The sequence below is a fragment of the Hamadaea tsunoensis DSM 44101 genome, from assembly GCF_000428945.1.
In the GTDB taxonomy this organism is placed as follows: Bacteria; Actinomycetota; Actinomycetes; order Mycobacteriales; family Micromonosporaceae; genus Hamadaea; species Hamadaea tsunoensis.
The window spans coordinates 227,188-253,945 of the sequence record NZ_AUAX01000003.1 but is presented as its reverse complement, the minus strand read 5'-3'; the positions used below and the strand labels follow the sequence as shown (position 1 = coordinate 253,945).

General features: G+C 72.0%; 20 protein-coding genes and 1 pseudogene. 10 read left to right on the top strand and 11 right to left on the bottom strand.

Features of this window, described 5'->3' with window-relative positions; all coding sequences use genetic code 11:
* Window positions 1–10: 10 nt before the first annotated feature.
* Complete coding sequence (locus tag G401_RS0106205) at window positions 11–484, top strand: type III secretion system chaperone family protein (RefSeq protein WP_245601646.1); 474 nt, start codon at window positions 11–13, stop codon at window positions 482–484.
* Here G401_RS0106205 and G401_RS52420 read toward each other — a convergent pair.
* Window positions 469–1,800, bottom strand: coding sequence for a protein kinase family protein (locus tag G401_RS52420; protein ID WP_051366245.1), 1,332 nt, complete (start codon window positions 1,798–1,800; stop codon window positions 469–471). The two genes, G401_RS0106205 and G401_RS52420, sit on opposite strands and share 16 nt — an antisense overlap.
* A 154-nt stretch (window positions 1,801–1,954) precedes the next feature.
* Between G401_RS52420 and G401_RS0106195 the strand changes: the two genes are divergently transcribed.
* Together G401_RS0106195 and G401_RS0106190 are read left to right on the top strand one after the other, a co-directional pair.
* Window positions 1,955–2,869 (top strand): COG1361 family protein, encoded by a 915-nt coding sequence (locus G401_RS0106195; RefSeq protein WP_027341815.1) that lies wholly within the window; start codon window positions 1,955–1,957, stop codon window positions 2,867–2,869.
* A 152-nt stretch (window positions 2,870–3,021) separates the two neighbouring features.
* Window positions 3,022–3,750 carry a DUF559 domain-containing protein gene (locus G401_RS0106190; protein WP_245601630.1) on the top strand — a complete coding sequence of 243 codons (729 nt, stop codon included), beginning with the start codon at window positions 3,022–3,024 and terminating at the stop codon, window positions 3,748–3,750.
* A 62-nt stretch (window positions 3,751–3,812) separates the two neighbouring features.
* On the opposite strand, the gene G401_RS43845 is transcribed toward G401_RS0106190, so the two are convergent.
* From G401_RS43845 to G401_RS0106175, 3 genes are all read right to left on the bottom strand, one after another.
* Window positions 3,813–5,393 (bottom strand): serine/threonine-protein kinase, encoded by a 1,581-nt coding sequence (locus G401_RS43845; RefSeq protein ID WP_051366244.1) that lies wholly within the window; start codon window positions 5,391–5,393, stop codon window positions 3,813–3,815.
* Entirely contained in the window at window positions 5,390–7,132 is a 1,743-nt protein-coding gene (locus tag G401_RS57040) for an FHA domain-containing protein (protein ID WP_051366241.1), read from the bottom strand. Before G401_RS57040 ends, G401_RS43845 begins: the two co-directional genes overlap by 4 nt.
* A gap of 226 nt (window positions 7,133–7,358) precedes the next feature.
* Window positions 7,359–9,320, bottom strand: coding sequence for a hypothetical protein (locus G401_RS0106175; RefSeq protein ID WP_027341813.1), 1,962 nt, complete (start codon window positions 9,318–9,320; stop codon window positions 7,359–7,361).
* 227 nt (window positions 9,321–9,547) lie between these two features.
* On the opposite strand from G401_RS0106175, the gene G401_RS0106170 reads away from it, so the two are divergent.
* On the top strand, window positions 9,548–12,112 hold the full coding sequence (locus G401_RS0106170) for a helix-turn-helix transcriptional regulator (RefSeq protein WP_027341812.1): 2,565 nt from the start codon (window positions 9,548–9,550) through the stop codon (window positions 12,110–12,112).
* Between the two features lie 275 nt (window positions 12,113–12,387).
* Here G401_RS0106170 and G401_RS0106165 read toward each other — a convergent pair whose 3' ends face one another.
* Window positions 12,388–13,134: a phosphoglyceromutase gene (locus G401_RS0106165; protein WP_027341811.1), complete on the bottom strand. Its 747-nt coding sequence runs from the start codon at window positions 13,132–13,134 to the stop codon at window positions 12,388–12,390.
* A 148-nt stretch (window positions 13,135–13,282) separates the two neighbouring features.
* On the opposite strand from G401_RS0106165, the gene G401_RS43835 reads away from it, so the two are divergent.
* Together G401_RS43835 and G401_RS43830 are read left to right on the top strand one after the other, a co-directional pair.
* On the top strand, window positions 13,283–14,488 hold the full coding sequence (locus tag G401_RS43835) for an MDR family MFS transporter (RefSeq protein WP_051366239.1): 1,206 nt from the start codon (window positions 13,283–13,285) through the stop codon (window positions 14,486–14,488).
* A gap of 39 nt (window positions 14,489–14,527) precedes the next feature.
* On the top strand, window positions 14,528–15,817 hold the full coding sequence (locus G401_RS43830; RefSeq protein ID WP_051366237.1) for an MFS transporter: 1,290 nt from the start codon (window positions 14,528–14,530) through the stop codon (window positions 15,815–15,817).
* A gap of 117 nt (window positions 15,818–15,934) precedes the next feature.
* Here G401_RS43830 and G401_RS0106150 read toward each other — a convergent pair whose 3' ends face one another.
* Window positions 15,935–16,729 (bottom strand): sugar phosphate isomerase/epimerase family protein, encoded by a 795-nt coding sequence (locus G401_RS0106150; RefSeq protein WP_245601629.1) that lies wholly within the window; start codon window positions 16,727–16,729, stop codon window positions 15,935–15,937.
* A 108-nt stretch (window positions 16,730–16,837) separates the two neighbouring features.
* On the bottom strand, window positions 16,838–17,614 hold the full coding sequence (locus G401_RS0106145) for a hypothetical protein (RefSeq protein ID WP_027341809.1): 777 nt from the start codon (window positions 17,612–17,614) through the stop codon (window positions 16,838–16,840).
* Between the two features lie 181 nt (window positions 17,615–17,795).
* Here G401_RS0106145 and G401_RS0106140 point away from each other — a divergent pair, with 181 nt between their 5' ends.
* A complete protein-coding gene (locus tag G401_RS0106140) occupies window positions 17,796–18,716 on the top strand; it encodes a Ppx/GppA phosphatase family protein (RefSeq protein WP_027341808.1) in 921 nt (306 codons plus the stop codon).
* On the opposite strand, the gene G401_RS43825 is transcribed toward G401_RS0106140, so the two are convergent.
* From G401_RS43825 to G401_RS43820, 3 genes and pseudogenes are all read right to left on the bottom strand, one after another.
* Window positions 18,706–20,199, bottom strand: a complete 1,494-nt coding sequence (locus G401_RS43825; RefSeq protein WP_157545378.1) for a hypothetical protein — start codon at window positions 20,197–20,199, stop codon at window positions 18,706–18,708. The two genes, G401_RS0106140 and G401_RS43825, sit on opposite strands and share 11 nt — an antisense overlap.
* Window positions 20,200–20,217: 18 nt before the next feature.
* Complete coding sequence (locus G401_RS0106130) at window positions 20,218–20,904, bottom strand: response regulator transcription factor (RefSeq protein WP_027341807.1); 687 nt, start codon at window positions 20,902–20,904, stop codon at window positions 20,218–20,220.
* Between the two features lie 58 nt (window positions 20,905–20,962).
* Window positions 20,963–22,048, bottom strand: a pseudogene (locus G401_RS43820) (sensor histidine kinase); the annotation flags it as partial.
* A 231-nt stretch (window positions 22,049–22,279) separates the two neighbouring features.
* On the opposite strand from G401_RS43820, the gene phoU reads away from it, so the two are divergent.
* Window positions 22,280–23,032, top strand: a complete 753-nt coding sequence (gene phoU, locus G401_RS43815) for a phosphate signaling complex protein PhoU (RefSeq protein ID WP_084556863.1) — start codon at window positions 22,280–22,282, stop codon at window positions 23,030–23,032.
* Window position 23,033: 1 nt separating this feature from the next.
* Here the strand turns inward: phoU and G401_RS0106115 are convergent, their stop codons facing one another.
* A complete protein-coding gene (locus tag G401_RS0106115; RefSeq protein ID WP_027341806.1) occupies window positions 23,034–23,954 on the bottom strand; it encodes a proline dehydrogenase family protein in 921 nt (306 codons plus the stop codon).
* A gap of 171 nt (window positions 23,955–24,125) precedes the next feature.
* On the opposite strand from G401_RS0106115, the gene G401_RS0106110 reads away from it, so the two are divergent.
* Together G401_RS0106110 and G401_RS0106105 are read left to right on the top strand one after the other, a co-directional pair.
* Window positions 24,126–24,686 carry a CGNR zinc finger domain-containing protein gene (locus G401_RS0106110; RefSeq protein ID WP_027341805.1) on the top strand — a complete coding sequence of 187 codons (561 nt, stop codon included), beginning with the start codon at window positions 24,126–24,128 and terminating at the stop codon, window positions 24,684–24,686.
* A gap of 121 nt (window positions 24,687–24,807) precedes the next feature.
* Complete coding sequence (locus tag G401_RS0106105; protein ID WP_157545376.1) at window positions 24,808–26,754, top strand: hypothetical protein; 1,947 nt, start codon at window positions 24,808–24,810, stop codon at window positions 26,752–26,754.
* The last annotated feature ends 4 nt before the right edge of the window (window positions 26,755–26,758 follow it).

Genomic DNA, 26,758 nt, shown 5'->3' with positions numbered 1-26,758 from the left:
CGTCGGGGCCCTGCTCGACGAACTGGAGATCCCCTACGAGGTGTCCCCGCAGGGCGGCCTCGTCGTCGTCCTGCCCGGCCAGCACAAGCTCAAGACCACGGTGAACCTCGTCGCGGGCGGGCACTCGCTGCGGATCGAGGCGTTCGTGATGCGTCACCCCGACGCGAACCACGAAGAGGTCTGGGCCTGGCTGCTGCGGCGCAACGCCCGGCTCTACGGGGTCGCGTTCTCCATCGACCAGGCCGGCGACGTCTACCTGACCGGCCGCCTGCCGCTGCACGCCGTCACCACCGGGGAACTCGACCGGGTGCTCGGGTCAGTGCTCGCGTACGCCGACGAGTCGTTCGACCCGCTGCTCGAACTCGGGTTCGCCGACGCCATCCGCCGCGAGTACGCCTGGCGGGTCAGCCGCGGGGAGTCCACGGCCAACCTCCAGGCGTTCAAGCACCTCACCGGCGAGGACGAACCTCACTTGCAGGAGTAGGCGACCTTGCCGGTCGCGGTGTACTTGCCCGGCGAGATGATGTTGATGGTCGCCGTGCCGTCGTGCTTGCCCTTGCCGGCGAAGCCCCAGTAGTAGTGCACCTGCACCGAGCCCTGGCCGTCGCGCACGCTCTGGTTGAGCCGCCCGCTCTGGTGGCCGTCGCTGTCGGTCCACTCGTAGGTGAAGGTGCCCGCCTTGCCGTTGGTCACGACGGTGGCGATGACGTCGGCCTGGGAGTCGCACTTGCCGACAGCGACGTCGCCGATCGTGACCCCGCTGAGCACGACCGGGTTGTGGAACTTCTGCCACAGCACCAGCGCCGCGATCACCACGAGCACCACCGTGATCAGTCCACTGAGGAATCCGGTGACGCGCTTGAACGTGCTCTTCTTCGGCTTCACCGGGGGCGGCGGCGTCCAGGTCGGCGTGGCCGGCGTCGCCACCGGACCCTGCCCGAACCGCAGCGCCCCGTCCGCAGCGCGCTGGACCGGCGCGGGAGCGGCCACCGGTTGCGCCGTGGAACGCCGGGCCATCTGCGTCGCCGCGTCCTCCGCCGGGACCGGGGCGGCGGCCGGTGCGGCGGGAACCGCGAACGCCCCCGGCTGGTACGCCGGCTCAGGTGTGGTCGCCTGTCCCGACATCGCCACGCCGGCCTGGCCGGGCAGCAGGGTCGTGGACTCCGCCGGAGGGACGTCGGTGCGTACGGGAGCGGGGGTCTGCGGAAGCGCGGCCAGCGTGGCGCGGTCGCCGAAGCCGGGCAGCGAGCCCGCGTGCGCGGCGAGAACCTTGAGTCCGGTCTCCAGACCGGCGGCGGCCGCGGCGGCGACGGCGGCGATGGTCGGGTCGCTGCCCCCGAGCCGGCGGGCGAGGTCGGCCCAGGCGGCGGTGTCCTCCTGCGCGCTGCCGGTACGCCCGGCGGCCGCGGTGGCCATGCCGACCTCGCTGAGCATCGCGACGCCGCCCGAGCTGAGCACGATCGTCGAGGCGTCCAGCGCGCCGTGGGTGATCCCGGCCGCGTGCAGCTTCATCAGCGTCTGCCCGGTGTCCGACAGCACCGTCGCCACACCGCCGGGCGTCAGCCGCCCGGCCAGCGTCTGCAGCGTCGGCCCGACCGGGTTCGGCGTCACGAGCCACGCCCGGCCCTGATGGCCCACCAGGTCCGCGATCGGCACGACGCCCGGCAGGTTCAGCCGGCGTACGGCGTTGACGGCGGCGACCACCCGGGTCAGCTGATCCTGGGTCTGCTGCGGCAGCGCGAGCGCGCCCACCTTGCGCCCGTCCGCCGTGGACGTCTCCTGCCACGTGCCGATACTCACGGCTCCCCCTGCTGATCGTCGGACCCATGCTCGCTAGATCGGCGTCACCCTACAACCGGCTGAATACCCTTCACACTGGCCGAACGTCCGGGCCGCACTGTTGACATCCCGACTCAGCCCCGGCACCGTTTCCCTACCGGCTGCGGAGGCCCCGATGACGCGTACGCTCGCTCTGGTCACGGCACTGCTGCTGCTCGCGGGCTGCGATCCCCGCGCGACCCCGGCGCCGTCGCCCACCCCGGTCGCCGTCTTCCCCACGATCCTTCCCACGAGTACGCCGAACGGGGCCGATCTGCGCGTCTTCGGCGGTGCCGTGGTGGACGTGCCCGACTTCGGCTCCGACAAGTGCGCCCACGGCCCGATGCGGATCTGGCTCGGCCAGCACAATCCCGGCGGCGGCCAGCAGTTGCTCGCGATCACCGCGTACCAGACGGCCGACGTGGACCACGACGGTACGCCGGACTACGTCACCCTCCTGGCCTGCGGCTCCGGCGCCCGGCAACTCGTCGCCTTCCACCGCGACCACAGCGACCTGCACACGGAGTTCAACCCGATCGGCCGCATCATCGGCGGCGTACCCTTCGACGACTTCCGCGTACGCCCCGACGGCCGGATCGCCGTCCTCGTCTCGTCCCACTGGCGCATCTACTCCTGGAGCCACGGCGCCTTCACGGCGGTGTCCGATCCGGGCGGCGGCCCCGCTGCGAAGCTCGTCGTCGGTTCGGCCGATCTGACCATGCAGCCGGATCGCGGCGTTCTCACCTTCACCGTCGGCAACCTCGGCACACTCGGCGTCCCCGCCGCCGAGGTCTCGATCAACCTTCCCGAGGGAGTGTCCGCCGCCGGCCCGGCCTGGTCCGGCTGCGCCACCGCCGCCGAGGTGGTCCAATGCCCGGTCGGCGCGCTGGGGGCGGGCGGGTCGCGTACGTTCACCTTCGACGTGGTGTCCGACAGCCCTCTCGCCACCGAAACGCTGATCGTCGACGCGGTGCGGGTCTACCAGCTGCCGCCCTACGTCGCCGAGGAAGGATCCGGCGGTGCCGCGGACCTCCAGGTGATCGCCGGCTGATGCCCCGGTCCCCGCGCCTTCCGCGCTCCTTGCTTGTCGGACCGTTCCGCGGGCGCGACGCGATCGCCGATGGCCTGCTTACCCGCACCATGCTGCGCGGCTCCCAGTGGATCCGGCTTCTCCCCGACGTGTACGTCCACCGAGACCTGCCTGTGGATCACCGTCTCCGCTGCCAGGCGACCGCGCTGATCCTCCCCGCCGGCGCGGCTGTCGGCCTGCTGAGCGCCGCCGAACTCTGGGGTGTACCGCTGGGCGCGACCGACGCCGTTTCCGTCCTCGTACCGGGTGCCGCCCGTATGCGTTCATCGTCGCTCGTACAGGCGCACCGGACCGCGCTGGCGCCGGACGATGTCACGGAACTCTTCGGCGTGCCGGTGACGATGCCTGTACGGACCGCCTTCGACCTGGCGCGAACTCTTCCGCGAGTGGAGGCGGTGATCGCGCTGGACGCCTTCACCAAGCGGCGGAAGGTTCACCTCGACGCCGTTCGGTCCTATCTCGATGATCACGTGGGATGGCCCGGGATGGTCGCGGCGCGCGAGGTCGTCTCCCAGACGGATCCGCTGGCGGAGTCGCAGATGGAGACTCGCATGCGTCTCGTTCTCGTCGACGGCGGCCTACCGCCGCCGGTCTCCCAGTTCCGGATCTTCGCCGGTCGCCGCATGCTGGCGCGGGTCGACTTCGCCTACCCCGAACATCGGCTCGCGCTGGAGTACGACGGCGACCACCACCGGGATCGGACCACGTTCCGCTTCGACATGGAACGGCAGAACGAGCTGCACCTCGCGGGCTGGCGGGTGCTGCGGTTCAACGCCGACGACGTTCTCCGCTTTCCGGACAGATTGCTCGCCGCGGTCCGCGCGTCCCTCGCCCGATCTTGACCATGTACACAGGAGGGGTGTTTCAGTGCCTCCGAAACACCCCTCCTGTGTACATCAGGAGATCATCTGATGCACTGGAAGTCGCTCACGAGTGTCGGTGCGCCGTTGAACTTCGGCCAGCTCGTCTGCAGATACAGCCGGATCTGCACCTGGCTGCCGCAGTCGTTGTAGAGCGGCGTCACGTCGATCGACGACTTGCTGGAATAGGCGCCGGCGGGGACGGTGAAGGAACCCCAGCTCCCGCAGGTCGCCGTTCCGTACGCCGTGCCCGCCTTGTCGACCTGGATTCCACAGACCCGCACCCGGACCGTTCCGGCCGCACAGGACGCGAGTCCCCAGTAGACGGAGATCGTCCCGGTTCCTGCGGTGTCGGTGATCCGGCCGCTCGGCGTACAGGCGGGGCTGGGCGAAGGCGACGGGCTCGTCTTCGGGGAGGCTTTGGGGGAGGCCTTGGGCGACTTCTTCGGTGACGCCGAGGGCGCTGCCGATGGGGAAGTCGACGCTGAAGGAGCCGCCGACGGAGAGTCCGAGGGCAGCGGGGACGGCGAGTCCGACGGCGATTCCACGACCACCACCGACGGCGATGATGACGGCAGGGCGGTGTTGTCCGCCGCGTTGGACGGCTTGAACGCCACGCATCCGCCGACCGAGCCGCCGACCAGGATGACCGTCGTCGTCCCGGCGAGCAGTGCCTTCTTCACGCCGCTCGACAGGCGGCTGAACCCCGAGCCGAAGCCCGTGTTGGCCACCGCCGTGCCCGACAGGGACGCCAGCGCGAGCGGGAAGAGCGCCGCGAGCAGCAGGGCCCGGCGGGCGAGCTTCTTCTTGCCGTTCTCCTCCCAGTCCGCGCCGTACGCGCCGCCCGCGACCGCGTCGAGTTCGCGGACGAAGGTCGCGGCGTCGGACGGGCGCTGGCCGGGGTCCTTGGCGAGACCGCGGCGCAGGATTCCGCGTACGCCTTCGGGGACGTTGTCGACCGGGATGGGTGCGGACTCGTGCTGGCGGCGCAGCAGGGCCAGGTCGCCGGGGGCGCGGAAGGGCGGGGCGCCGGTGAGGCACTCGTAGAAGGTGGCCGTCGCGGCGTAGATGTCGGTCTGGAGGGTGGCCGGGCCGCCCGCCCACTGCTCGGGCGCCATGTAGCTCGGGGTGCCGGCGAGCGGGCCGGTACGCCCCGCGCGCACCGCGATGCCGAAGTCGGCGAGCTTGCTGCGGCCTTCGCCGTCGACGAGGACGTTCTCCGGCTTGTAGTCGCGGTGCACGACGCCGTGGCGGTGGGCCGCGGCCAGGCCGAGCAGCGATCCCTTGAGGACGACGAGGGCCGCCTCGGGTTCGGTCGGGCCCTGCTCGCGCAGCATCTTGCGCAGTGCGACGCCGTTGACCAGCTCCATGACGATCGCGGCGCCGCCGGGCTCCTCGATGTACTCGTAGAGCTTGCTGACGTTCGGGTCGTCGACCTCGGCCAGGATGCGGGCCTCGGCGCGGAACTCGCGCAGGAACTGCTCGTCGGTCTTCAACTCGTCGGCCAGGTACTTGACCGCCACCGGTACGCCGGTGCTGTCGTGCGTCGCCAGCACGACCCGGCCGGACGCCCCCCGGCCGAGTTCGGTGACCTCGCTGTATCCCGGTACGGACCAGCCACTCATGCGGTCGTCGCCTCCCCAAGCCCGGCGCGTTCACGGGAACGCGCCGCCAGCATTCGCTGGACCACTGCGGACACTTTCTTGTACAGCCGGTACCAGATCGGGAACATGATGATGCCGATACCGACGATCACCACCGGGATCGCGTACCCGTGTGGGAGATATTGTGCGGTCAATCCGCTCAGCCGGTTGCGCCAGCTGAACGCCCCCATGGCCAGGAAGCCGACCATGCCCAGCACCGCGAGCATGCCGTAGGCCGCCATGCCCCACTGCCGCAGTCCCGGCCGCTTCCCGGTGCGCAGATCTTTCCAGAAGCCCTTCGTGAAGTACGCGGAGGCCTCCTCGCGCAGCCGCGGCATCCGCAGCGCGTCGGAGAGGGCCTGATACCCGTCGACCGGCATCAACGGGTTCAAGTTGTAGAGGGTGTTCAGGTAGAGGGCGAACGCCACGTGGAAACCGATCCCAGCCACGATGGGATTCGGCACATAAGCTGCCACGAGCGCGGCCGCCCCCGCCACCCCGGCCGTCGAGAGTGGACCGGAGAGGGTGACGACCACGCGGGACCAGCGCGTACCGAACCACATGTCGGAGGTGTCGACGAAGGCGAACGGCATGCCCATCATGAGCATGAATCCGCCCCGGGTCACCTTGCGGCCGTAGGATTTCACCGCGAGCGCGTGCGCGGACTCGTGGATCGCCAGCGCCAGCAGGCACACCGCCGCCACGATCACCGCGCCGACCCAGCCGGCGCCGCCGAGGGCGAACAGCTTCTGGTGGGCCTTCGCCACGAAGAAGGCGTACAGGCCGCCGATCACCAGGGCCCACAGCAGGAAGACGCCCGTACGCGTGAAGAAGCGCCACCCGAAGGCGGCGTACATGCGGCCGAACAGGCCGTCGACGCCTCGGATCGACAGCTCCATCCGCAGCAGTCCTCGGAAGACCGCCTGGCCGGCCCGCTTGAGCAGGTTCTGCTTCTGCGGATCGCGCTGGCCGGGAAGGCCCCGGACGAGCTGGATGGCCGCGAAGGTCCGCAGCGTGCGCTCGATCCGCGGCAGGGCCAGCTCGCCGAACTTGTCGGCGTAGAGGAACAGCAGGTCGCGGACGGAGTTGACGCCGTCGAGGCTGTTCCAGATGAACACGTCGCGCTCGTCGAGCTGCAGATACATCCCGGTACGCGTATTGCTCAGCACCCATTCGGCTTCGCGGCCGCCGGGCACCTGCTTCAGCGCCCAGCCCGACCGGCGGCGGGGGACGGCCGACAGCGGCTCGGTGGCGGTGGCTGCCTGCTCCGGCGGCTTGCCCCCGACCGCGAGCATCGTCTGCTCGGCGCCCTTGACCATCGTCTTCGAGCCGATGGCGGCGCTGCGCGGCTGGGCGAAGCGTACGGCGACGTCGCCGAAGACCAGTTCGGTCTCGTCGTTCAGGGCGGCCCGGTCGCCGTGCAGCAGCCGTCCGCCGACCGTGGTGCCGTTGAACGAGTCGAGGTCTTCGAGCAGGAAGCCGTCCGGCGTACGCGTGATCCGGGCATGCCGCCGGGACACGCTCGCGTCGTCGAGGATCAGGTCGTTGTCGCTGGTACGCCCCACCGTGGTGACCGGCTTCACCAGCGGGTACGCCTGGCCGGCGTACCGCAGCTCGGGGGCGGCGAACTCGGCGACCTGCGCGCCCTTGCGGAGAGTTCCACAGTGGAGGCAGTAGGGGTAGTCCCGGCGCAGGTGCACGTGGCAGGCGTGGCAGAGCATGGCGGGGCGGCCCTTTCTGGCTGTTGCTCTGAAGGCTGGCTGTTGCTCTGAAGGCCGGCTGTTGCTGTGAAAGCCGGCTGTTGCGCTGAGAAGCGGTCCGGCCGGGCCGGTCGGGGCGAGCACGGGGGAACTCGGCCCCGACCGGCGTCTGCGGGCGGAGGTCCCCCCTCCGCTGCACCCGGCCTTCGGTGATGCCTGGGTCTTGCTGGATCGAACGTCGGTGCGGTTACGCGTTGGGCTGGCCGGACTGGTTCTTCTTGCCGGCCGCCGCGCCGGCGACCCCGCCCGCCACGCCGCCGGCGATCACGCCGACGCCGAGACCGGCCGCGCCGATCGCCAGTTCCTCGCCGGAGATACCGCCGTCGGGAGCCGCCGGGATGTTACCGGGCGCCGGCGCGTTGGCCGGGTCCACCGCGTCCGCGACCGGAGCGTGCGTCGCGGCGGCGGCGTCGGCCGCGGCCGCGTCCCCGTCGCCCTGGCCGTCATCGGTCGCGACGGGCTGGTCGCCGCCACCACCGGTCGAGCTGGTGTCGGAGTGGGCCGAGCCGTGCGAGTCCGAGCCGTGCGACGAGCCGCCGCCGGAATCCGAGCCGGGTGCCGGCGAGGGGCCGTCCGAAGGCGGCGCCGTGTCGGTGGGCGTCGGGTCGGCGTGCCCGCCGTCGTGGCCGGGGTCGCCGAGTACCGGCGGGTCGCCGAGGATCGGCCCGTCGCCGCCCGGGTGCACCGGGTCGACGATGACACCGCCGCCGTCGGTCGGCCCGGTACCCGGGTCGAGGACGCCGGGCGGGAAGTGGATCGATCCGGGGTCGATCGGGAAGTGCGGGTGTCCGACGCCCGTGCCGGGGTCGAGGACCAGGTCCGGCGGGAGGTGCAGGTCGCCGGGGAAGATCGGGTGCGGGTGCGGGTCGCCGTTCGGCGTCGGGTCCAGGAAGTTCGGGATCCCGTCGTGGTCGTTGTCGCCGAACAGGCCGCCGAAGTCGGGCAGGCCGGCTCCGCCGTCACCGGGCGGCGGGGTGTCGCCGTTCGGCGTCGGGTCCAGATAGTTCGGGATCCCGTCGTGGTCGCTGTCGCCGAGCAGCCCGCCCAGGTCCGGCAGGCCGGGGTCGCCCGAGCCGCCACCGGCGCCGCCGCCCGCATCGCCTTCGCCGCCGGGCAGGTGGGGCAGGCCGAGATCGCCCAGGTCGCCGAGACCGCCCGGGAAGTGCGGGATCACGGGCTCGCTGCCGCCGCCGTCGCCCGTGGGCAGCGGGTGCAGGTGCAGGTCGCCGAGGTCGCCCAGCAGGCTCGGGTCGATGTGCGGGGCCGGCAGCGGGGTCGGGTCGCCGTCCGGCGTGGGGTCGAACATGTTGAGGATGCCGTCGTGGTCGTTGTCGCCCAGCGGCAGGCCGCCGAGGTCCGGAGCGGACCCGCCGCCACCGCCGCCGTCACCACCGTGTCCGCCCGGTTCGAGGATGCCCTCGATGCCGAGGTCGGGCAGGAGATGGATCGGCTGGCCGGGCGTGATCGGGCCATCGGGAAGGTGGTGCCCGATGCCGTCCGGCGGCAGCGTGGCCAGTTCCTGGGGATCGGCCGGGCCGTCACCGGAACCGCCGCCGGGCGGGTCGGAGTGCCCGCCGGTCGGCAGGTGCAGGTGCGGGGCGATCGGGCCGGTGTGCCCGCCGTCGCCGCCGAGGTGCAGGTTCATCGGCGTCAGGTCACCGACCGGCAGGTCGGGCGGAGGCGGCGGGGGGCCGACCGGGTCGTCCTGCTTCGGTCCGATCTCGAGCAGGCTCTTCGCACCGTGCAGGTCCGGCGTACCGCTGTGGTCGCCGCCGCCGGGCGGGGCCGGGTGGCCGCCGCCGTCGTGCTGGACGTCGCCGGGGTGCAGAACCGCGATGATCGCCGGGTCGTGCCCGGCGTCCGGCGTACCGCCGCCGTCGCCGTGCGCGGGCAGGTCGAGGTGGGGCAGGTCGTGACCGGAGGTCAGGGCCGTGGCGAGGCCGCCGGTCGTGATACCGCTCTTGGAGAGGCGCACGCCGAGCGCCGTGGGCCCGCTGACGGCGGAGGCGTCGGCCAGTCCGCGCAGCTTCTCGGTCTCGTCGAAGGTCAGGCCGTACTCGCCGGCCACCTGGTCGGGGTGAGATCGAGCGTGCCGAGCGAACTCCGCGTCCACCGCCATGCGCGCGATCACATCGCGGAACTGGGACATCGCAGTGTTCCTTTCTCGGTGGCTGTGCACTGCAGATCGGAGGTGAGCTACGAGTACGAAAGGTAGGCGCGGCGGGCCGGGTGGAGCATCGGGCCGGGTACGGAACTTTGACATGTGCGCAACCTCCGTACCGCCATCCGTACCGGTCCCGGTACCCTCCGCGCGGAGGATGGCAGCTCAGCCTCCAGGCGTGGGACTCTTCGCCGATAGGTCGGGGGTGACGACAGATGCGGTTCGTGGGGAGGGCGGTCGAGCTGGGAACGCTCGCCGCGCATGCCCGTGCCGTGCTCGCCGACCGCCGGCTGCGGGTCGTCCTGGTCACCGCCGCCGCCGGCTTCGGGGTCAGCAGCCTGCTCGAGGAGTTCGGCCGCCGCACCACCACCATGGCGTACGCGCGGGCCAGCGCACCGCGTACGCCGGGGGCACCGGCCCTGTTGCCGTGGAAGCGCGTGCTCGCCGGGATCACGCCCGGCGACGGGTCCACATTCGACGACGTGTGGACCGCCGAGGAGACGTTGACGGCGGCGTTCACCGAGGCGGGGCCGCTGATCGTCGCGCTCGACGACCTGCACCGGGCCGATCCGGCGACGCTGACCCTGCTGGCCGAGTTCGCCGACCATCCGCCGGCCGTGCCGGTGCTCGTGGTGGCCGTGTTCCGGCCCGACGCCCTCGAACTGCCGTCCGGACCGGGTGCACATCGCTTGTGGCTCAACGGTTTCGACCGCGACGAGGCGGCCGCCTTCCTGTCCGGCCTGGTCGCGTACGAGGTGCCGGCCGGGGTCGCCGCCCAGTTGACCCGGCGTACCGACGGCAGCCCGACGTTGCTCTCGGCTGTCGCCGGCCAGCTGCGCGAAGGCGAGGACGGGCGGCGGCGCGTACCGCTGCGGTGGCCGGAGACCGTGACGGCTTCGGTCGCGCCCCGGCTGGCCGCCCTCTCCCCGGGTACGCGTGACATCCTGCGCTTCGCCTCGGTGATCGGCCGGGAGTTCGATCTGTCCCTGGTGGAGGAGGTCGGCGGCGAGCCGGCGCTGGGCGCGGTCGACGAGGCGCGCTCGGCCGGGCTGCTGCACGCCGTCGCCGATCGCGTCCTGTCCTTCGACTCCGCCCTGGTACGCGAACTCCTCTACGACGGCATGAGCCTGGCCGAGGCCGCGGCGGCCCATGAGGCGGTGGCCGATGCCCTGATCCGTGTCGGCGCCCGGGTGGGCGACCGCGCTCCCACGGTCGGCGAGCTGGCCCATCATCTGGTGGCCGCGTCCGCGCTGGGCGGCACCGAGCGGCTGGACCGCGCCGTGGCGGCCGTCGTCGCCGCCGGGCGGGCCGCCGAGCGCCCGGTCGAGGCGGTCGAGGCGTTCGCCACCGCCGTCGAGCTGGCCTCCCGTGCGCAGTGGTCGCCGGGGCAGCTCGGCCGGCTGCTGGTCGCCTTCGGTGCCGCGCAGTTCGCCGTGGGCCGCCCGGAAGCCGCCCGCGAGGCGCTCGCCGCCGCCGTGCGCCTGGCCCGCCAGGTCAATGACGACGCGCTGCTCGCCGAGGCGGCGCTCGCGTACGGGCCGCGGTCGGGGCTGGGGGCGACCGCCGAGCCGACCGATCCCGAGCGGGCGACCGCGCTGACCGAGGCGCTGGCCCTCCTCAACGGACGGCCGGCCGCAAATCTGTCCACAGTGGCTCGACTGCGGGCCCGGCTGGCGCTGGAATCGGTCCCGCCGGCCGCGACCAGCCTGGCGGCGCAGGCCCGGGAGGCGGCCGTCGCGTGCGGCGATCCCCGGGCGGTCGCCGAAGCCGCGCTCGCCGACCCGGACGCCGACATCCCCCGGCTGCGCCAGGCCGTCCGCGAAGCCACCGCGCTGGACGACGACGGGCTGGCCGGACGGGCGCACCGCGTACTGGCCGCGAGGCTGCTCGCCGACGGGGAACTGGCGACCGCCGACCATCACCTGGCCGAGGCCGGCGACGATCCCGTCCTCCGTACGCATCGCGCGCTCCTCGCGGGCCGCGCCGGGACCGGCGAAGATCTCGGCGAGAGCTGGGACGAGATCGCCGCCCTCACCGGTCTGCGGCTCGTCGTCGGCGAACCCGGCGACCTCGGCGACCGCCTGCGCGATCTGCCGCCTCGGGACTGGACGACGGCCGCGACCGCGTGGGCAGCCCGGTCGTCGGGCCTCGACGACCTCGCCGGCGCGCTCCTGGCCGAGTTGCCCGCCGAACCCGATCCCTGGACGCTCGCGCTGGCCGCCGCGGCCCAACCGCCGGCCGACCTGGCTGCGCGGATGGCAGCGGTGCTCTCGGCGTACGCGGGGAAGTGGATCGTGGCCGGCGCGGCGGCGGCGAACGGCGGGCCGACGGAGCTGACCCGCGCGCGGCTGCTGCTGGCGGCCGGTGACCGGGCGGGCGCGGCGCGGGCGCTGACCGACGCGGGCCGGATCGCCGGGGGTACGCCCTGGTCCGCCTGGGTCAGGATGACCCGCGCCCAGCTGCTCGCGGCGGGTGGCGACGGCCCGGCGGCGGCGCAGGAGCTGAAGGCGGCCCGGTCGCTGGCGGCCGAGCGGGGCCTGACCGGGCTGATCGCGCTGGCCGACCGCGACGCGCAGCCGGACGGTCAGGGGCTGACCCGGCGGGAGCAGGAAGTGCTGGCGCTGGCGGCCGGTGGGGCATCGGCCAAGGAGATCGCCGAACAACTCGTCATCGGTGAGCGAACGGTCGAAACCCACCTGGCGAACATCTATCGGAAGCTCGGCGTACGCAATCGAGTCGAGCTGGTCGCCTACCTGCGGGACAGTCGCGAACCAGTGTGATCGCCGTTACGGAATGTGACAGCGGAGACACGGAAATCGGTGGACGGGCCAAAACGCCGCGGCGTACCGTGATCCGTAACGCACCTCGCTCGTGCTAACCGGGGGTTCGCCTAGTCGATCTGCTTCGACTTTGGCGCCGAGCGAGGAGCTGGGGGATGGGTGGCGCAACACCGTTGGGGGACGGTAGCCACCTGAACCGGCGTGCTGGCTGGCGACGCTAACGGGGGTGAGCGTCGCCAGCCACCGCCGGGTTTGTCGTTTCCGGACCCTTTCCTTTACCGGCCCTGGTTGGCGACCGCCGCGGCCGCTTCCTTGGCGGCCTCGGGGTCGAGGTACTCGCCGCCGGTCTTCACCGGGTGGAAGTCGTCGTCCAGGTCGTAGCGCAGCGGGATGCCGGTCGGGATGTTGAGCGCCGCGATGGCCTCGTCCGAGATGCCGTCGAGGTGCTTCACGATCGCCCGCAGCGAGTTGCCGTGCGCGGTGACCAGGACGGTCCGGCCGGCGGCCAGGTCCGGGACGATCGCGTCGTACCAGTACGGCAGCGCCCGCGCGAGAACGTCCTTCAGGCACTCGGTACGCGGCCGCAGCTCGCTCGGCAGCGTCGCGTACCGCGGGTCGTCGAACTGCGAGAACTCGTCGTCCTCGGCGATCGGCGGCGGCGGGACGTCGTACGAGCGGCGCCAGAGCATGAACTGCTCCTCGCCGAACGCCTCGAGGGTCTGCTTCTTGTCCTTGCCCTGCAGCGCGCCGTAGTGCCGCTCGTTCAGCCGCCAGCTGCGGCGTACCGGGATCCAGTGCCGGTCGGCCGCGTGCAGCGCGATCTCGGACGTCCGGATCGCCCGGCGCAGGACGCTGGTGTGCACGACATCCGGGAGCAGGCCGTGCTCCTTGAGTAGCTCGCCGCCGCGCCGCGCCTCGCCCTCACCCTGTGCGTTCAGGTCCACGTCGACCCAGCCGGTGAAGAGGTTCCGGGCGTTCCATTCGCTGTATCCGTGCCGCAGCAGCACGAGAGTTCCTGCCATGCCAACCATCCTGCCCCATGCCCGGACAGTGACCACCGCCACGTCGGAATTCAGGTGACCGCCGTGATCCACCGGCGCTAGGTTGTAAGGCGTGCCCCGGCCTAAGACTCATTACGTTACGCGCTGGGCCGGTGACACGTTGGGTGGTTTGCCGGCCACCTTCTGGTACCTCTGGCTCGGAACCCTCATCAACCGCCTCGGCGCGGTCGCGATCCTCTTCCTTGAGATCCACATGGTCGACGGGTACGGCTTCTCGGCCACCTTCGCCGGTCTCGTGCTCGGCCTCTACGGCGGCGGCATGGCCCTCGGCTCGCTGGCGGGCGGCGTACTGGCCGATCGCTGGGGTCGCCGCAAGACGCTGCTGACGGCCAACGTCCTCGGCGTCGTCACCGCGCTCGCCCTCGGCTTCACCGAGCGCGCGCCGGTCATGGCCGCGATGGCCCTCGTCTACGGCCTGTGGAACGGGCTGGGGCGCCCGGCGTACAGCGCGATCCTGGTCGACATCCTCGGGCCGGCGAAGCGCATGCGGGGCATGAACCTCAACTACTGGGCCATCAACCTCGGCTTCTCGGGTGCGGCCATGTTCGCCGGGCTGCTCGCGCACACCCCGCGCATCGTCGTCTTCGCGCTCAACGCGACCGTCCTCGCGATCACCACCGTGATCGTCGCGGTGAAGGTCCCGGACACGACGCCCGGCCCGTCCGCGCACGCGGTCAAGGACGAGACCGGCGGCATCGGCCTGGTCCTGCGCGACCGCACCTTCATGATGTTCGTGGCGCTGAACCTCGGGCTCTGGATCCTGATCGAGTCCTGCAAGCTGCTGCCGATCGCGATGGTCAACGAGGGCATCGACCCGGCCAACTACGGCAAGATCATTGCGGTCAACGGCATCATGATCGTGACCGGGCAGCTGTTCGTGCCGCGGCTCGTTTCCGGGCGCCGGCGTACGCATGTGCTCATCGCGGCCGCCCTGCTGGTCGCCGTCGGCATGGGGGCCGTCGCCGTGGCCGGTTCGGTCGGCGCGCTCGCGCTCACCGTGGCCGTCTGGACCCTGGGCGAGATGCTGAACGCCCCGGTCAACGGCGCGTACATCGCCGACCTGTCCCGGCCGGCGATGCGCGGGCGCTACCAGGGCGTCGCGTCCATGAGCTTCACCCTCGCCAACTTCTTCGCCCCCGTCATCGGCGGCTTCGTCCTCGACCGGACGCCGCCCGCGACGCTGTGGCTGGGGCTGTGCGCGCTCGGCGTACTGGTCGCGGTCGGTCAGTGGATCACCGGTCCGGCCCGCGAGCGCCGGGCCGCCCTGCTCACGGCGGCACCTCCGGCCGCGCGTACCGCCGAGCTGGTCGGTTAAGCTTCTTTACAATTCTTCCTGACGCACCTCGGAGCGGTCGTGTTCGCTCGTTTCTGGTCGCAGACCGCCGGCGGCCTGCCCCGCGTTTTCTGGACACTGTGGTCCTCGATGCTGGTCAACCGCGTCGGCGCGTTCGCGATGCTGTTCCTGCCCCTGTACCTCAAGTCCGGTCGCGGCGTCTCGCTGACCATGGCGGGCCTGATCACGGCCGGCTACGGGATCGGCGGCGCGTGCGGCAGCCTGCTCGGCGGCGTCCTGGCCGACACCATCGGCCGGCGGCGTACGCTGCTGCTCGCCAACTACACGGCCGCGTCGCTGATGCTGGCGCTCGGCTTCGCCCAGCCGCTGTGGCTGATCGCGCTGCTGACCCTGGCGGTCGGCGTCTTCCACTCGATGCCCGGCCCGGCGCTGGTCGCCGCGATCATCGACGTGACCCCCGAGCACAACCGGTCGCGCGCGTTCAATCTGCAGTTCTGGGCGTTCAACCTCGGCACGGCGGTGGCCGCCGCGCTGGCCGGGGTGGTCGCGTCCAGCGGCTTCCTGCTGCTGTTCCTGGTCGACGCGGCGATGACCGCGGTCACCGGCACGATCATCTTCTTCGCGGTACCGGAGACGCTCGGCAGGTCCTCGCCACGCGGCGGAGCCGGCCGGACCCGGGGCGGTCTGGGCACGGCGCTCACCGACCCGTTCTTCATGATCTTCGTTGGCCTGACCTTCGTCCTGGCCTTCCTCGGCGCGCAGACCTCGATGCTCCAGCTCGCCATGAACGCCGACGGGCTGCCGCCGGAGGCGTACGGGATCGTGGCTGCCCTGCCGGGCCTGCTCATCGTGCTCGGGCAGCTGTTCGTGCCCCGGCTCCTCCAGGGCCGGGTGAAGGGCCGGGTGCTCGCCACCGCCCTGCTGTTCACCGGGCTCGGTTACACGTCGGTCGCGTTCGCGAACGTGCTCCCCGCGTACCTGGTGGCAGCGGCGATCTGGACGGTCGGCAGCATGCTGGCCGCCCCGCCCAACGCGGAGGTCATCGCCGAACTGGCCCCGGCCGAGCTGCGGGCGCGCTACCAGGCGGTGTTCTACCTGGTCTTCCCGGCGGCCGGGTTCCTGGCCCCGGCGGCCGGCGGCTGGTCGCTCGACCACCTCGGCAGCTGGCACTGGGCGATCGTCGGCGGACTCGGGCTCGCGGCGGCCGCCGGCCACCTGGTCGCGGGCAAGTCCCGGGACCGCCGGGTCCGGTCGCTGCACGGCTCGCCGGCCTCGGCCGCGGAGGAGATCGCGGCCGCCGACGCGGCCGCGGGCGACCTGGCCCAGCTCCCCAGCGAGATCCGCGGCTGAGCCGCGCTTCATGATCGCGTTTGGATCACGGTTGCCACCCGAATCTTGGGCCATGATTCGGGTGATTTCCCTGATCCAAACCCGATCTTGGGGGCGCGGAGTGCGGCGCGGTTGGGCTTAGCCGGGTACCGGGGCGGACACGTGGGCGCGGGCGAACTCCAGCGCCGCCGCCAGGTCCGCCTCCCGCTCGGCGCGGCTCACCGCCCGCCGGGTCGACACCTCCACCGCGATCGAGCCCGAGAAGCCCCGCTCGCCCAGCGACTCCAGCAGCTGCGCGCAGGGCTGCGTACCCCGGCCGGGCACGAGGTGCTCGTCCCGCCCCTCGCCGGTGCCGTCGCCGAGGTGGATGTGCCTCAGTTGGCGGCCCATCTTGTCGGCCATCTTCAGCGAGTCGGTCCGGCTCGCCGCGCAGTGCGACAGATCCAGGGTGTACGCGTCGAAGCCCGTCGTCGTCGGGTCCCACCCCGGCGAGTACGCGTTGAACTCCCGCCGGGCCATGCGTACCGGGAACATGTTCTCGATCGCGAAGGTGATCTGGGGATAGCGGGTCTGCAGCGTCGCGATGCCGGTCGGGAACGTCCGCGCGTACTCCCGCTGCCAGGAGAACGGCGGGTGCACGACGACGGTGGGCGCGTCCAGCTGCTCGGCCAGCGCGGCGGCGCGGCGGAGGCGCACCCACGGGTCGCTGGACCAGACCCGCTGGGTGACCAGCAGGCACGGGGCGTGCACCGAGCCCACCGGTACGCCGTAGTGCCGGGTCAGCCCGCGCAGGGCGCCCGCGTCCTGGCTGACGGCGTCCGTCCAGACCATGACCTCGACACCGTCGTAGCCGAGCTTCGCCGCCAGCTCGAAGGCGGCGGCGGTCGGCTCCGGGAAGACGGAGGAGCTGGACAGGAGGATCGGGAAGGACATATGCATCAGGCTAGTCGCCTCGGGCCGCGCCCGCCGGGTACGCCCGCCGCCGACCGGCCGCCGACGTGCGGCATCGGCTGGTCGTAACGTCGGCCACGGTGCCGCCCGTCACCCGGCCGGGTGCGCCGCGATCAGGCCCTGGCTCGCCCGGGCGGCGCAGAGCCGGGCCAGCTCGTCGTACGCGGCCTGACCGATCAGCGCGGTCAGTTCGGCCGCGAGGGACACGTAGACCGGCGTCTGGTCGACCCGCGCCTCGGGTGAAGAGGTGCACCACCAGTCGAGATCGTGACCGCCGGCGCCCCAGCCGCGCCGGTCGAACTCGGTCAGCGTGGTCTGCAGCACCTTGGTGTCGTCCGGCCGCTTGATCCACTTCTGGTCCCGGCGGATCGGCAGCTGCCAGCACACGTCCGGCTTGTAGTCCAGCGGGTGTACGCCGTCGCGCAGGGCCTGCCCGTGCAGGGCGCATCCGCCGCCGCCGGGGAAGTCCTCGTCGTTCTGGAAGACGCACGGCCGGCCCGGACCCTGCGTGGCCGTACGCCGTGCGGGCTCGGAGTCGTGCAGCTCGTCGAGCTCGGTCCAGTTCTTGAAGCCCTTGCGGAAGTGCTGCCAGTTCTCCGGGGTGAGCTTCTTGACGGCCGCCTTGACCCGCTTCTCGTCGTCGGCGTCGGTGAAGAAGGCGCCGTGCGAGCAGCAGCCCTCCTTCTCGCGGCCGGCGATGATCCCGTGGCAGCCGTTGCCGAACACGCAGCTCCACCGGGACAGCAGCCAGGTGAGGTCGGCGCGGACGACCTGGTCGGCGTCGGCGGGGTCGGTGAACTCGACCCACTCGCGCGCGAAGTCCAGGCCGACCTCCAGGTCACGCGGCCGCACCGTCACGGGCAGCAGCTTGCGCCCGGCCGGGGCCGGCGACGTGCCGTCCGCGGCGGACTTCTGGGCGGCGGGCTTGCGGGCGGCGGACTTCTGGGCGGCGGTCTTCTGCGCCCCGGGCGCGGCCTCGGTCCGGGCGGAGTCGGTGATACGCACTCCGCCAGAGTACGGCGGTGCGCCGTCCCGGTACGGTATTCGTGTGCGGCTGGGCGTGCTCGATGTCGGTTCCAACACGGTCCATCTCCTTGTCGTGGACGCGTACCACGGCGCGCATCCGTGGCCCGCCCACTCCGAGAAGGTGGTGCTGCGCCTCGCCGAGCAGCTCGGCAAGGACGGCGCGCTCACCTCCGCCGGCGAGCAGGCCCTGATCTCCGCGGTCAAGGGGGCCAAGGGCGCCGCCGAGCGGCTCGGCGTCGACGACCTGCTGGCCTTCGCCACTTCCGCCGTACGCGACGCGACCAACTCCGCGAAGGTGCTGGCCCGCGTACGCGAGGTGACCGGGGTCGACCTGCGGGTGCTGTCCGGCTCCGACGAGGCCCGGCTGACGTTCCTCGCCGTGCGGCGCTGGTTCGGCTGGTCGGCCGGCCGGCTGGTGGTGCTCGACATCGGCGGCGGCTCGCTGGAGATCGCGGGCGGCATCGACGAGGAACCTTCGCTGGCAGTGTCCCTCCCGCTCGGGGCCGGCCGGCTCACCCGGGACCGGCTCCGGGGCGACCCGCCCTCGCCGGCCGTGGTCGGCGCGCTGCGCGAGTACGCCACCGCCCAGCTGGCCAAGCTCGACATCAGCCGGCTCGAAGGCTGGGACAAGGCCGCCGCGACCTCGAAGACCTTCCGTTCACTGGCCCGGCTGGCCGGGGCGGCGCCGAGCGGCCGGGGGCTGTGGGCGCCGCGGTCGCTGACGCGTACGGGGCTGCGGCAGGTGCTCGGATTCATCCAGCGGATGCCCTCGTCGGCCATCGCCGAGCTGGACGGGGTCAGCCAGGAGCGGTCGCATCAGGTGCTGGCCGGGGCGGTGGTGGCGCTGGCGGCCATGGAGCGGCTGGACCTCGACAGCGTCGACATCTGCCCGTGGGCGCTGCGCGAGGGCCTGATCCTGCGGGAGCTGGACCTCACGACCTGAGCGCGTTGGCCGCCGGCCCGAACACGTGGTAGTTCGCCACGGTCCGCACGGGTACGCCGGTCAGCGCGGCCGACAGCGTCCCGTCCAGCGGCGAGCCGATCGGGGCCAGGTAGACCACGTTCGGGACGCCGACGACCTCGTCCCAGTAGGGCGCGTACCGGTTGAAGCCGCGGGCCATCGCGTGATCGTCCAGTACCGCGCAGATCCGCTTCTCACCCGTCTCGTACGCGATCCAGTCACAGGTCCAGTAGTCGGCGTACACGCGGGTGGAGTCCAGCTCGGCGAGCCGGCCGAGGACCGCCTTCTGCTGCGCCCGCATCTCGGAGTACACCGGGGCGTGCAGGAACAACGTGACGGTCGCGAAGACGCCCAGCGCCGCCCCGGCCGCCACCGGTACGCCGGCCGGCAGGGCCCAGCGCGTACCGGCGGCCCGGCGCAACGGATCCAGCCACGCGGGTGTCGAGATGAGCAGGCACGACAGGTAGCGGGCGCTCTCGATCGGTGTCTCGGCGGCCGCCGGGCTGTGCGCGTACGAGGCGATCGTCAGGAGCGCGGCCAGCGGCAGGACCAGCCGCACCGTCCGCTCGACCGAGCGCGCGTCCCGGTACGCGAGCACCACGGCGACCACGAGCAGGGCCGCGTACACAGGTGCCCACCAGAGCGTCCACCTTGGACAGGAACTCGGCGCGCACATCCCCATCCCCAGCGGTACGCCGAGGATCCCGCCGCCGTACAGCCGGTCGCCGAGGGGCGGATGGCCGCCGGTGGTCTGGAGGTGCCAGAAGATCGCGAAGGACCGGTTCGACAGCTTGGCGTGCAGGTCGTGCCAGATCAGCGGCGAGATGCCGACCAGGAGACCGGCGAGGGCCGGCCACAGCGCCCGCCGCCGGTGCACCAGCAGGATCACCCCGGCGGCGGCGAGGTAGGGCAGCGGCAGCCAGTGGTTCCACAGGATGAGGCCGGTGAGCAGCCCCATCCCGCCGGTGAGCCACGGTCGCGGCGTCGGCGACTTCGCCAGGACCAGTACGCCGAGCAGCAGAGCCGCCACCATCGGGGCGGTCTCCGGATAGCCGCCCCCGGCGATGAGCTGGTTCTTGACGATCCGGTCGGCCCCGAACGCGAGGAAGCCGACGGTCGCGACGCCCAGCCAGGGGCTGTAGGCCCGCTTGGCCAGCGCGTACATCAGGGGGAGGAAGGCCGCGTAGAGCGCGAGCGTGGGCAGGCGCAGGGCGAGCGGCGTGGGACCGAGCAGCCCGACCAGCGGCGCGGCCAGGTACGCCTCGATGGTGCCCATGTAGTCCTGGCCGTAGAAGTAGGCCGGGAAGTCCTCGCCGCGCCAGATGTGCAGCGCGGCCAGGCCCATGGTCGCCTCGTCGCTGTTGGTCGGCGGGGCGTGCGCGATCGTCAGCCAGACCCGCAGGGCCAGCCCGATCACCCCGAGCGCCGCGGCCGCGGCGGCAGGACGTCGCCAGGGTGGGGGCATTCCGGGGAGCTTACCGACTCACGGCTCGAACTTGTACCCGAGACCGCGCACGGTCACGAGGTAGCGGGGGGTCGACGGCTCCGGCTCGATCTTCGAGCGCAGCCGCTTGACGTGCACGTCCAGGGTCTTCGTGTCGCCGACATAGTCGGCGCCCCAGACGCGGTCGATCAGCTGCCCCCGGGTGAGCACCCGGCCGGCGTTGCGCAGCAGCAGCTCCAGCAGCTCGAACTCCTTGAGCGGCAACGGCACCGCCTCGCCGGAGACCGTGACGACGTGGCGCTCGACATCCATGCGTACGGGGCCGGCGGCCAGGGTCGCGCCCCCGGCGACGTCGGTCGGCTCGCTCGTCTGCCTGCGCAGCACCGCCCGGATCCGGGCGACGAGCTCCCGCGGGGAGTACGGCTTGGTGACGTAGTCGTCGGCGCCCAGCTCCAGACCGACGACCTTGTCGATCTCGCTGTCCCGGGCGGTGACCATGATGATCGGTACGCCCGACTTCGCGCGCAGCGCCCGGCAGACCTCGGTACCGGACATCTCCGGCAGCATGAGGTCGAGCAGGACGATGTCGGCGCCGGTGCGGTCGAACTCGGTGAGCGCCGCGGTGCCGTTGGCGGCCACCGAGACCTCGAAGCCTTCGCGGCGCAGCATGTAGGACAGGGCGTCGGAGAACGCTTCTTCGTCCTCGACCACCAGAACCCGTGCCACGTCTTTGTCTCCTGTCTTGTGGGGTTCGTGAATCTTGCGGGGTTCGTGAATGAAGTCTCTAGAGGGAGGGGAACTGGGCGGACTGGGGCAGGGCCAGCTCGTCCTCGGGCGGGCGGGCCGGCAGCCGCAGGGTGAACGTCGAACCGCCGCCGAGGGCGCTGCTGACGTCGACCCGGCCCCCGTGGTTGGTCGCGATGTGCTTGACGATCGCCAGGCCCAGGCCGGTGCCGCCGGTCGCCCGCGAGCGCGCCCGGTCGGACCGGTAGAACCGCTCGAAGACCCGGTCGACCTCGTCGGCGGCGATGCCGATGCCCTCGTCCGCGACGGCGACCTCGATGCGGTCCTCGTCGCCGCGTACGGTCACGACGACGGTCTTGCCGTTCTCGGAATAGGCGACCGCGTTCTCGATGAGATTCCCGACGGCCGTCGCGAGCTGGCTGTCGCTGCCGAAGACGCGCAGGCCGTGCTGGCCGCGTACCTCGATGTCGATCTCCTTGGCCACCGCCGCGGTACGCGACCGGTCGACCGCCTCGGCCACCACCCAGTCGACCGAGACGGGCTCGGGATCGGGCAGCGGCTCGGCGCCCTGCAGCCGGGTCAGTTCCAGCAGTTCGGTGACCAGCGTGCCGAGGCGTACGGATTCGCGCTGCATCCGCTCGGCGAACCGGCGGGCCGCCTCGACGTCCACCGTTCCGTCGGTGCCGATGTCGGTCGCGTCCAGGATCGCCTCGGCCAGCAGCTGCAACGCCCCGATGGGGGTCTTCAGCTCATGGCTGACGTTGGCCACGAAGTCCCGGCGTACGCGGGCGACGCGGTGCGAGTCGGTGACGTCGAACGCCTCGACCGCGACGAGGCCGCCGCCGAGGGCCACCGCTCGCAGGTTCACGCCGAGCGGCTCGGCGCCGCTGCCCTCCGCGCCCCGGGGCAGGTCCAGCTCGACCTCGCGGCGCATCCCCGTGCGGCGTACCTGACCGGCGAGCGTACGCACGATGGGGTGGGCGCGCGGCGTACCCGGCACGGCGCCGGCCCGGAGCAGGCCCATGGCCCGCGCGGACGGATTGACGAGGACCGGCTGGTCGGTGCTGTCGAGCACGACGACCCCCACACGCAACGAGTCGAGGCTTTTGCGGCCGAGCCCCGGAAGCGTGTCTACCTCGGATGACGTCGACGAGCGGCGGAGGAACACGCTGCGAACGATAGCCGTTGCACTAACAGACCGATAACCCGCATGCACACAAAACGGACACCCATCGCGTCAATGTTCACCTACGAGCGGCTCGGCGTTCACCGTCGTTCACCGGACGGTCGCCCTGGCCGCCTACTTTTTCCCTGACAACACAAGCCCGGACCTCCGACCCGATGGCGGTAACCAGATATGCGTGAGTCCTTCGGCGCAGCCCTCCAAGAGGTGGGCGGCCTTCTCGTCAACATGGCCGAGACCGCCCGCAAGCAGATGCGTCAGGCCACTTTCGCCCTGCTCACCGCGGACAGCGAGACCGCCGAGGAGGTGGTCGCCCGCGATCAGGAGATCAACGCCCTCTACCGGCAGGTCGAGGAGCGCGTCCTGCGGCTGCTCGCCCAGCAGCAGCCGGTCGCCCGGGATCTGCGTACGGTGATCACCGCCCAGCACGTCGCGACCGATCTGGAGCGGATGGGCGACCTCGCCGAGCACGTCGCCAAGACCGCCCTGCGCCGGCTGCCGAACGCCGCCGTGCCGGCCGAGCTGGCCACCGTGATCGCGGAGATGGCCGAGGTGGCCGACCGGATCAGCGGCAAGATCACGCTCGTGCTGGCCGCGTACGACACCCGGCGCGCGGCCGAACTGGAGCGCGACGACGACGCGATGGACAACCTCGAGCGCGACCTGTTCGAGATCATCCTCAGCCCGAACTGGTCGCACGGCGTCGAGGCGGCCATCGACGCGGCCCTGCTCGGCCGCTTCTACGAGCGCTTCGCCGACCACGCGGTCAACGCCGGCCGGCACATCATCTACCTCGTGACCGGCAGCGTCGCCCCGAACGACGCGTCCGGCGTACTGGAGGCGGCGGTGCCGGACTCGCCGGACGCCGCCGTGCTCGAGACCGGCGAGGACCCCGAGAAGGGGCCGCAGGGCAGCACCGAGGTCTGAGTCACTTCTTGGACGAGAGCGCCCGCGCGAAGAACATCAGGTTCGCCGGGCGCTCCGCCAGCCGCCGCATCAGGTAGCCGTACCACTGCTCGCCGTAGGGCACGTAGACCCGGACTCCGAAGCCTTCGGCCACGAGCCGCCGCTGCTCCTCCGGGCGGATGCCGTAGAGCATCTGGAACTCGAACTCGGCCGGCGAGCGGTCGAACCAGTGCGCCCGGTCCTGCCCGATGGCGACCAGCCGCGGGTCGTGGGTGGCGAGCATCGGGTGGCCCTGGCCGGCCATCAGCACGTTCATGCAGCGCACGTACGACTTGTCGACCTCCAGCGGCGCCTGGTACGCGACGTGCTCCGGCTCCTTGTACGCGCCCTTGCACAGGCGTACGCGCGAGCCGGCGGTGGCCAGTTCCCGGCAGTCCTGCTCGGTCCGGCGCAGGTACGCCTGCAGCACCGCGCCCGTGCTCGGGTAGTCCTTGCGCAGCCGGGCCAGGATCGCCAGCGTCGAGTCGGTCGTCGTGTGGTCTTCCATGTCCAGGGTGACCGTCGTGCCGGCGTCGGCCGCGGCGGCGCAGATCGTCCGCGCGTTGGCCTCGGCCAGGTCCTCGTCGAACGCCTGCCCGAGGGCGGAGAGCTTGAGGCTGACCTCGGCGGCCGGGGTGAGCCCCTCCGCCTTCAGGGCCGCCAGCAGCGAGAGGTACTCCTCCCGGGTGGCATTGGCCTGGTCGGCGTTGAGCGTGTCCTCGCCCAGATGGTCCAGCGTGATGCCGAGGCCCTGGTCGGCCAGCTCGCGGGTGACGCGCAGGGCGTCCTCGGTGGTGCGGCCGGCGACGAACCGGCGTACGACGTCCCGGCTGACGGGTGCCGAGCCCACGAACTTCTCGACCTGGGCACTTCGCGACGCTGCGAGGATGACCGAACGGAGCATGGATAAACCCTAACGCCACCTCAGGTGTGACTCACATCCCGTCGGTGGAATCGTTCGCTGCCGCCCTTGCGGAACGCAGGCGTCCGCAATCACGTTGGGCGCACACACGTGTGGCCCATCCGGCACAACCTCGGCACACCACTTCCGGCGACTTTGCACTACCTTTGTCGGGTGGACTTCGACGCGTACGCCAAGACCGCCGTTGACCTGGTCAACGCCCGGCTTGACCACCTCGACGACCTCCGAGCAGCTTGCTCCGGCGAGCGATCATGGATGGCCGACGAGGTCGTGGAGAAGGATCTGCCCGTTTTCCGGCGGGCCCAGCGCAAGCTCCGCGACGTCTTCGAGGCGGGCGCGGCCGGCCGCGACGCCGACGCCGTCGCCGAGCTGAACGGCCTGCTGGAGGCCTACCCGATCCAGCCGCGCATCTCCGGCCACAAGGACGACGGGCCCGACTGGCACATGCACGTGACCAGCCGGGGTTCCTCGGTCTCCGCCGAGTACCTGGCGGGCGCGGCGTGGGGCCTCGCGGTCTGGCTGTGCGAGTTCGGCAGCGCGCGCTTCGGCGTCTGCGCGGACGAGCGCTGCGGCAACGTCTACCTCGACACCTCGTCGAACAACTGCCGCCGGTTCTGCTCGGAGCGCTGCGCGACCCGCTCGCACGTGGCCGCGCACCGTGCCCGCAAGAAGGCGGCCGTCGACGAGTCGGCCCTGGCCGTCGCAGGCGTCTGATCGGACGCGGTCGTCGCAGGCTCCGAGCCGGTCGGCGCGGCCGTGGCCGCGGATGATCCCCGGGCAAATGGGACCGAACGGATGATCTACCTCTGGAGAGCATCCAGTAGCGTTCGGACGCGTGCACCTCGGGGACCCCTCGCAGCCTGACCAGCCGCAGACCAATGCCGAACCGCCGTCCGACCCCTGGGGGTCGTCGCCGTTGAGCCACGGCCTGCCGGGACACGAAGGCCCGCCGCCCGGGGGTCCGGCATCCCCACCGGCGCAGCCGGGCTGGCCGACCGTACCGCAGCCGCGCCAGCCGGGCGACCTCTATGGAGCCCCCGCCGGGAGCATGCCGTCCGCGGGCTCCTACCCGTCGGCCGGCCCCGCCTACCCGGGCGCGGACCCGATGAGCGCGTCTCCCTACCCGCCCGGCACCGCTGCCGGCCCGTACACCGGCGTACCTGGAAGTCCTTACGTCGGCGCACCTGGGAACCCGTACGCCGGCACCGCGGGGAATCCGCCGGTCTACGGTGATCCCGCGAGCCCGCCGCCCTATGCCGGTGGTCCGGGTAGCCCGCCGCCCTACGCGCCGTACAGCGGACCGCCGGCGCAGCCCGGCCCGTACCCGCCCTACCCGCCGTATCCGCCGCAGGGTCCCTACCCGGCCGGGCCGTACGGCGTACCGCAGCAGCCTTCGTACAACCCGTACTCCGCCCCGCCGGCCCCGGCGCCCTACCCGTATCCGCCGGTCGCGCCGCCGCGCAAGCGCGGCTGGGGCTGGATCGCCGGCCTCGTCGCCGGCGTCCTCGTCGTCGGCTGCGGCCTGCCCGTCGCCGGCATCGCCGTCTACCTCGGCTCCCAGCAGGACAAACCGACGACCCCGATCGCGCAGGCCTCCACCGGCGCCACCCGCTCGCCCCAGCCGCGCGCGTCCCGCTCGCCGGCCCCGCAGCCGAAGGCCGGCGACAGCCAGACCGCGTACGAGAACTGGGCCGCCGACCGGATCCAGGACGCCCTCGACGCGCAGGAGAAGGCGGTCCTCGACGGCAACGCGGCCGGCTTCACCGCCGCGGTCGCCACCGGCCAGTCGAAGATCGTCAACGACCTCAAGAAGGAGTACGCGAATCTGCGTACGCTCAAGACGGGCAGCTTCGCCGGCGAGATCCTGTCGATCACCGGCGCGAGCGGGAAGGCGTACCAGACCGATTGGTCGGTACGCGTCTCCTGGCACCCGTGTTTCGGCGCGCCGACCTGTGGCGAGGACGAGTTCATCGTGGCCACGCACTGGAAGCTGACCACTCCGGACAAGGCGGTCCTGACGGCGTACGCGCCGGACGTCGACGCCCGCACGCCGCGTCCGTGGCAGTCGTCGGATCTCGTCGCCCGGGTGGGTGCCCGGACCGTGGTCGCCACGTCCAAGCCGTACGCCTCGATGCTGCCGAAGATCGCCGAGCAGGCCGAGGCCGCCGCCAAGGTGGCCGACCGGTTCGCGTACCAGGGCAAGCCGCCGTCCCGGTACGTGATCTTCTACGCGGGCGGCTCCGCCGAGTGGAACGGCTGGTACGACTGGAACCCGCCGTCCTGGTCGGCCGGGGCGTCGATCGAGGTCGGACAGACGTCGAACATCGTGCTGAACGGCAAGGTCGTGCAGGGCTGGTTCATGGACAACCTGCTGCGGCACGAGATGACGCACGCGTCGACGATCCCGGCCGGGTCGCGGTCGGAGGCGTGGTGGCTGATCGAGGGCATCGCCGAGTACGCCGAGATGGACGGCAGCGCCGTGTCGCGCTACCCGGATCTCGACGCGACCCGCAAGTTCGTCAAGGGCTCGTGGGACGGCGACGTGGACGTGAGCGCGCCCAAGGACAGCGACGGCGACGCGGCGGTGGCGGCCGACTACGGTGTGGCCTTCCTCGCCGTACGCCATCTCGCGGAGAAGTACGGCGAGGACAAGATGCTCGCCTTCTTCATGGCGGTCGTGCAGGACGGGATCAGCGAGACGGCGGCGTCGCAGCAGGCGTTCGGCCGGTCGTGGTCCGCGGTCTCCGCCGACCTCACCTCCTACATCCGCTCCGCCGTCTGACCCG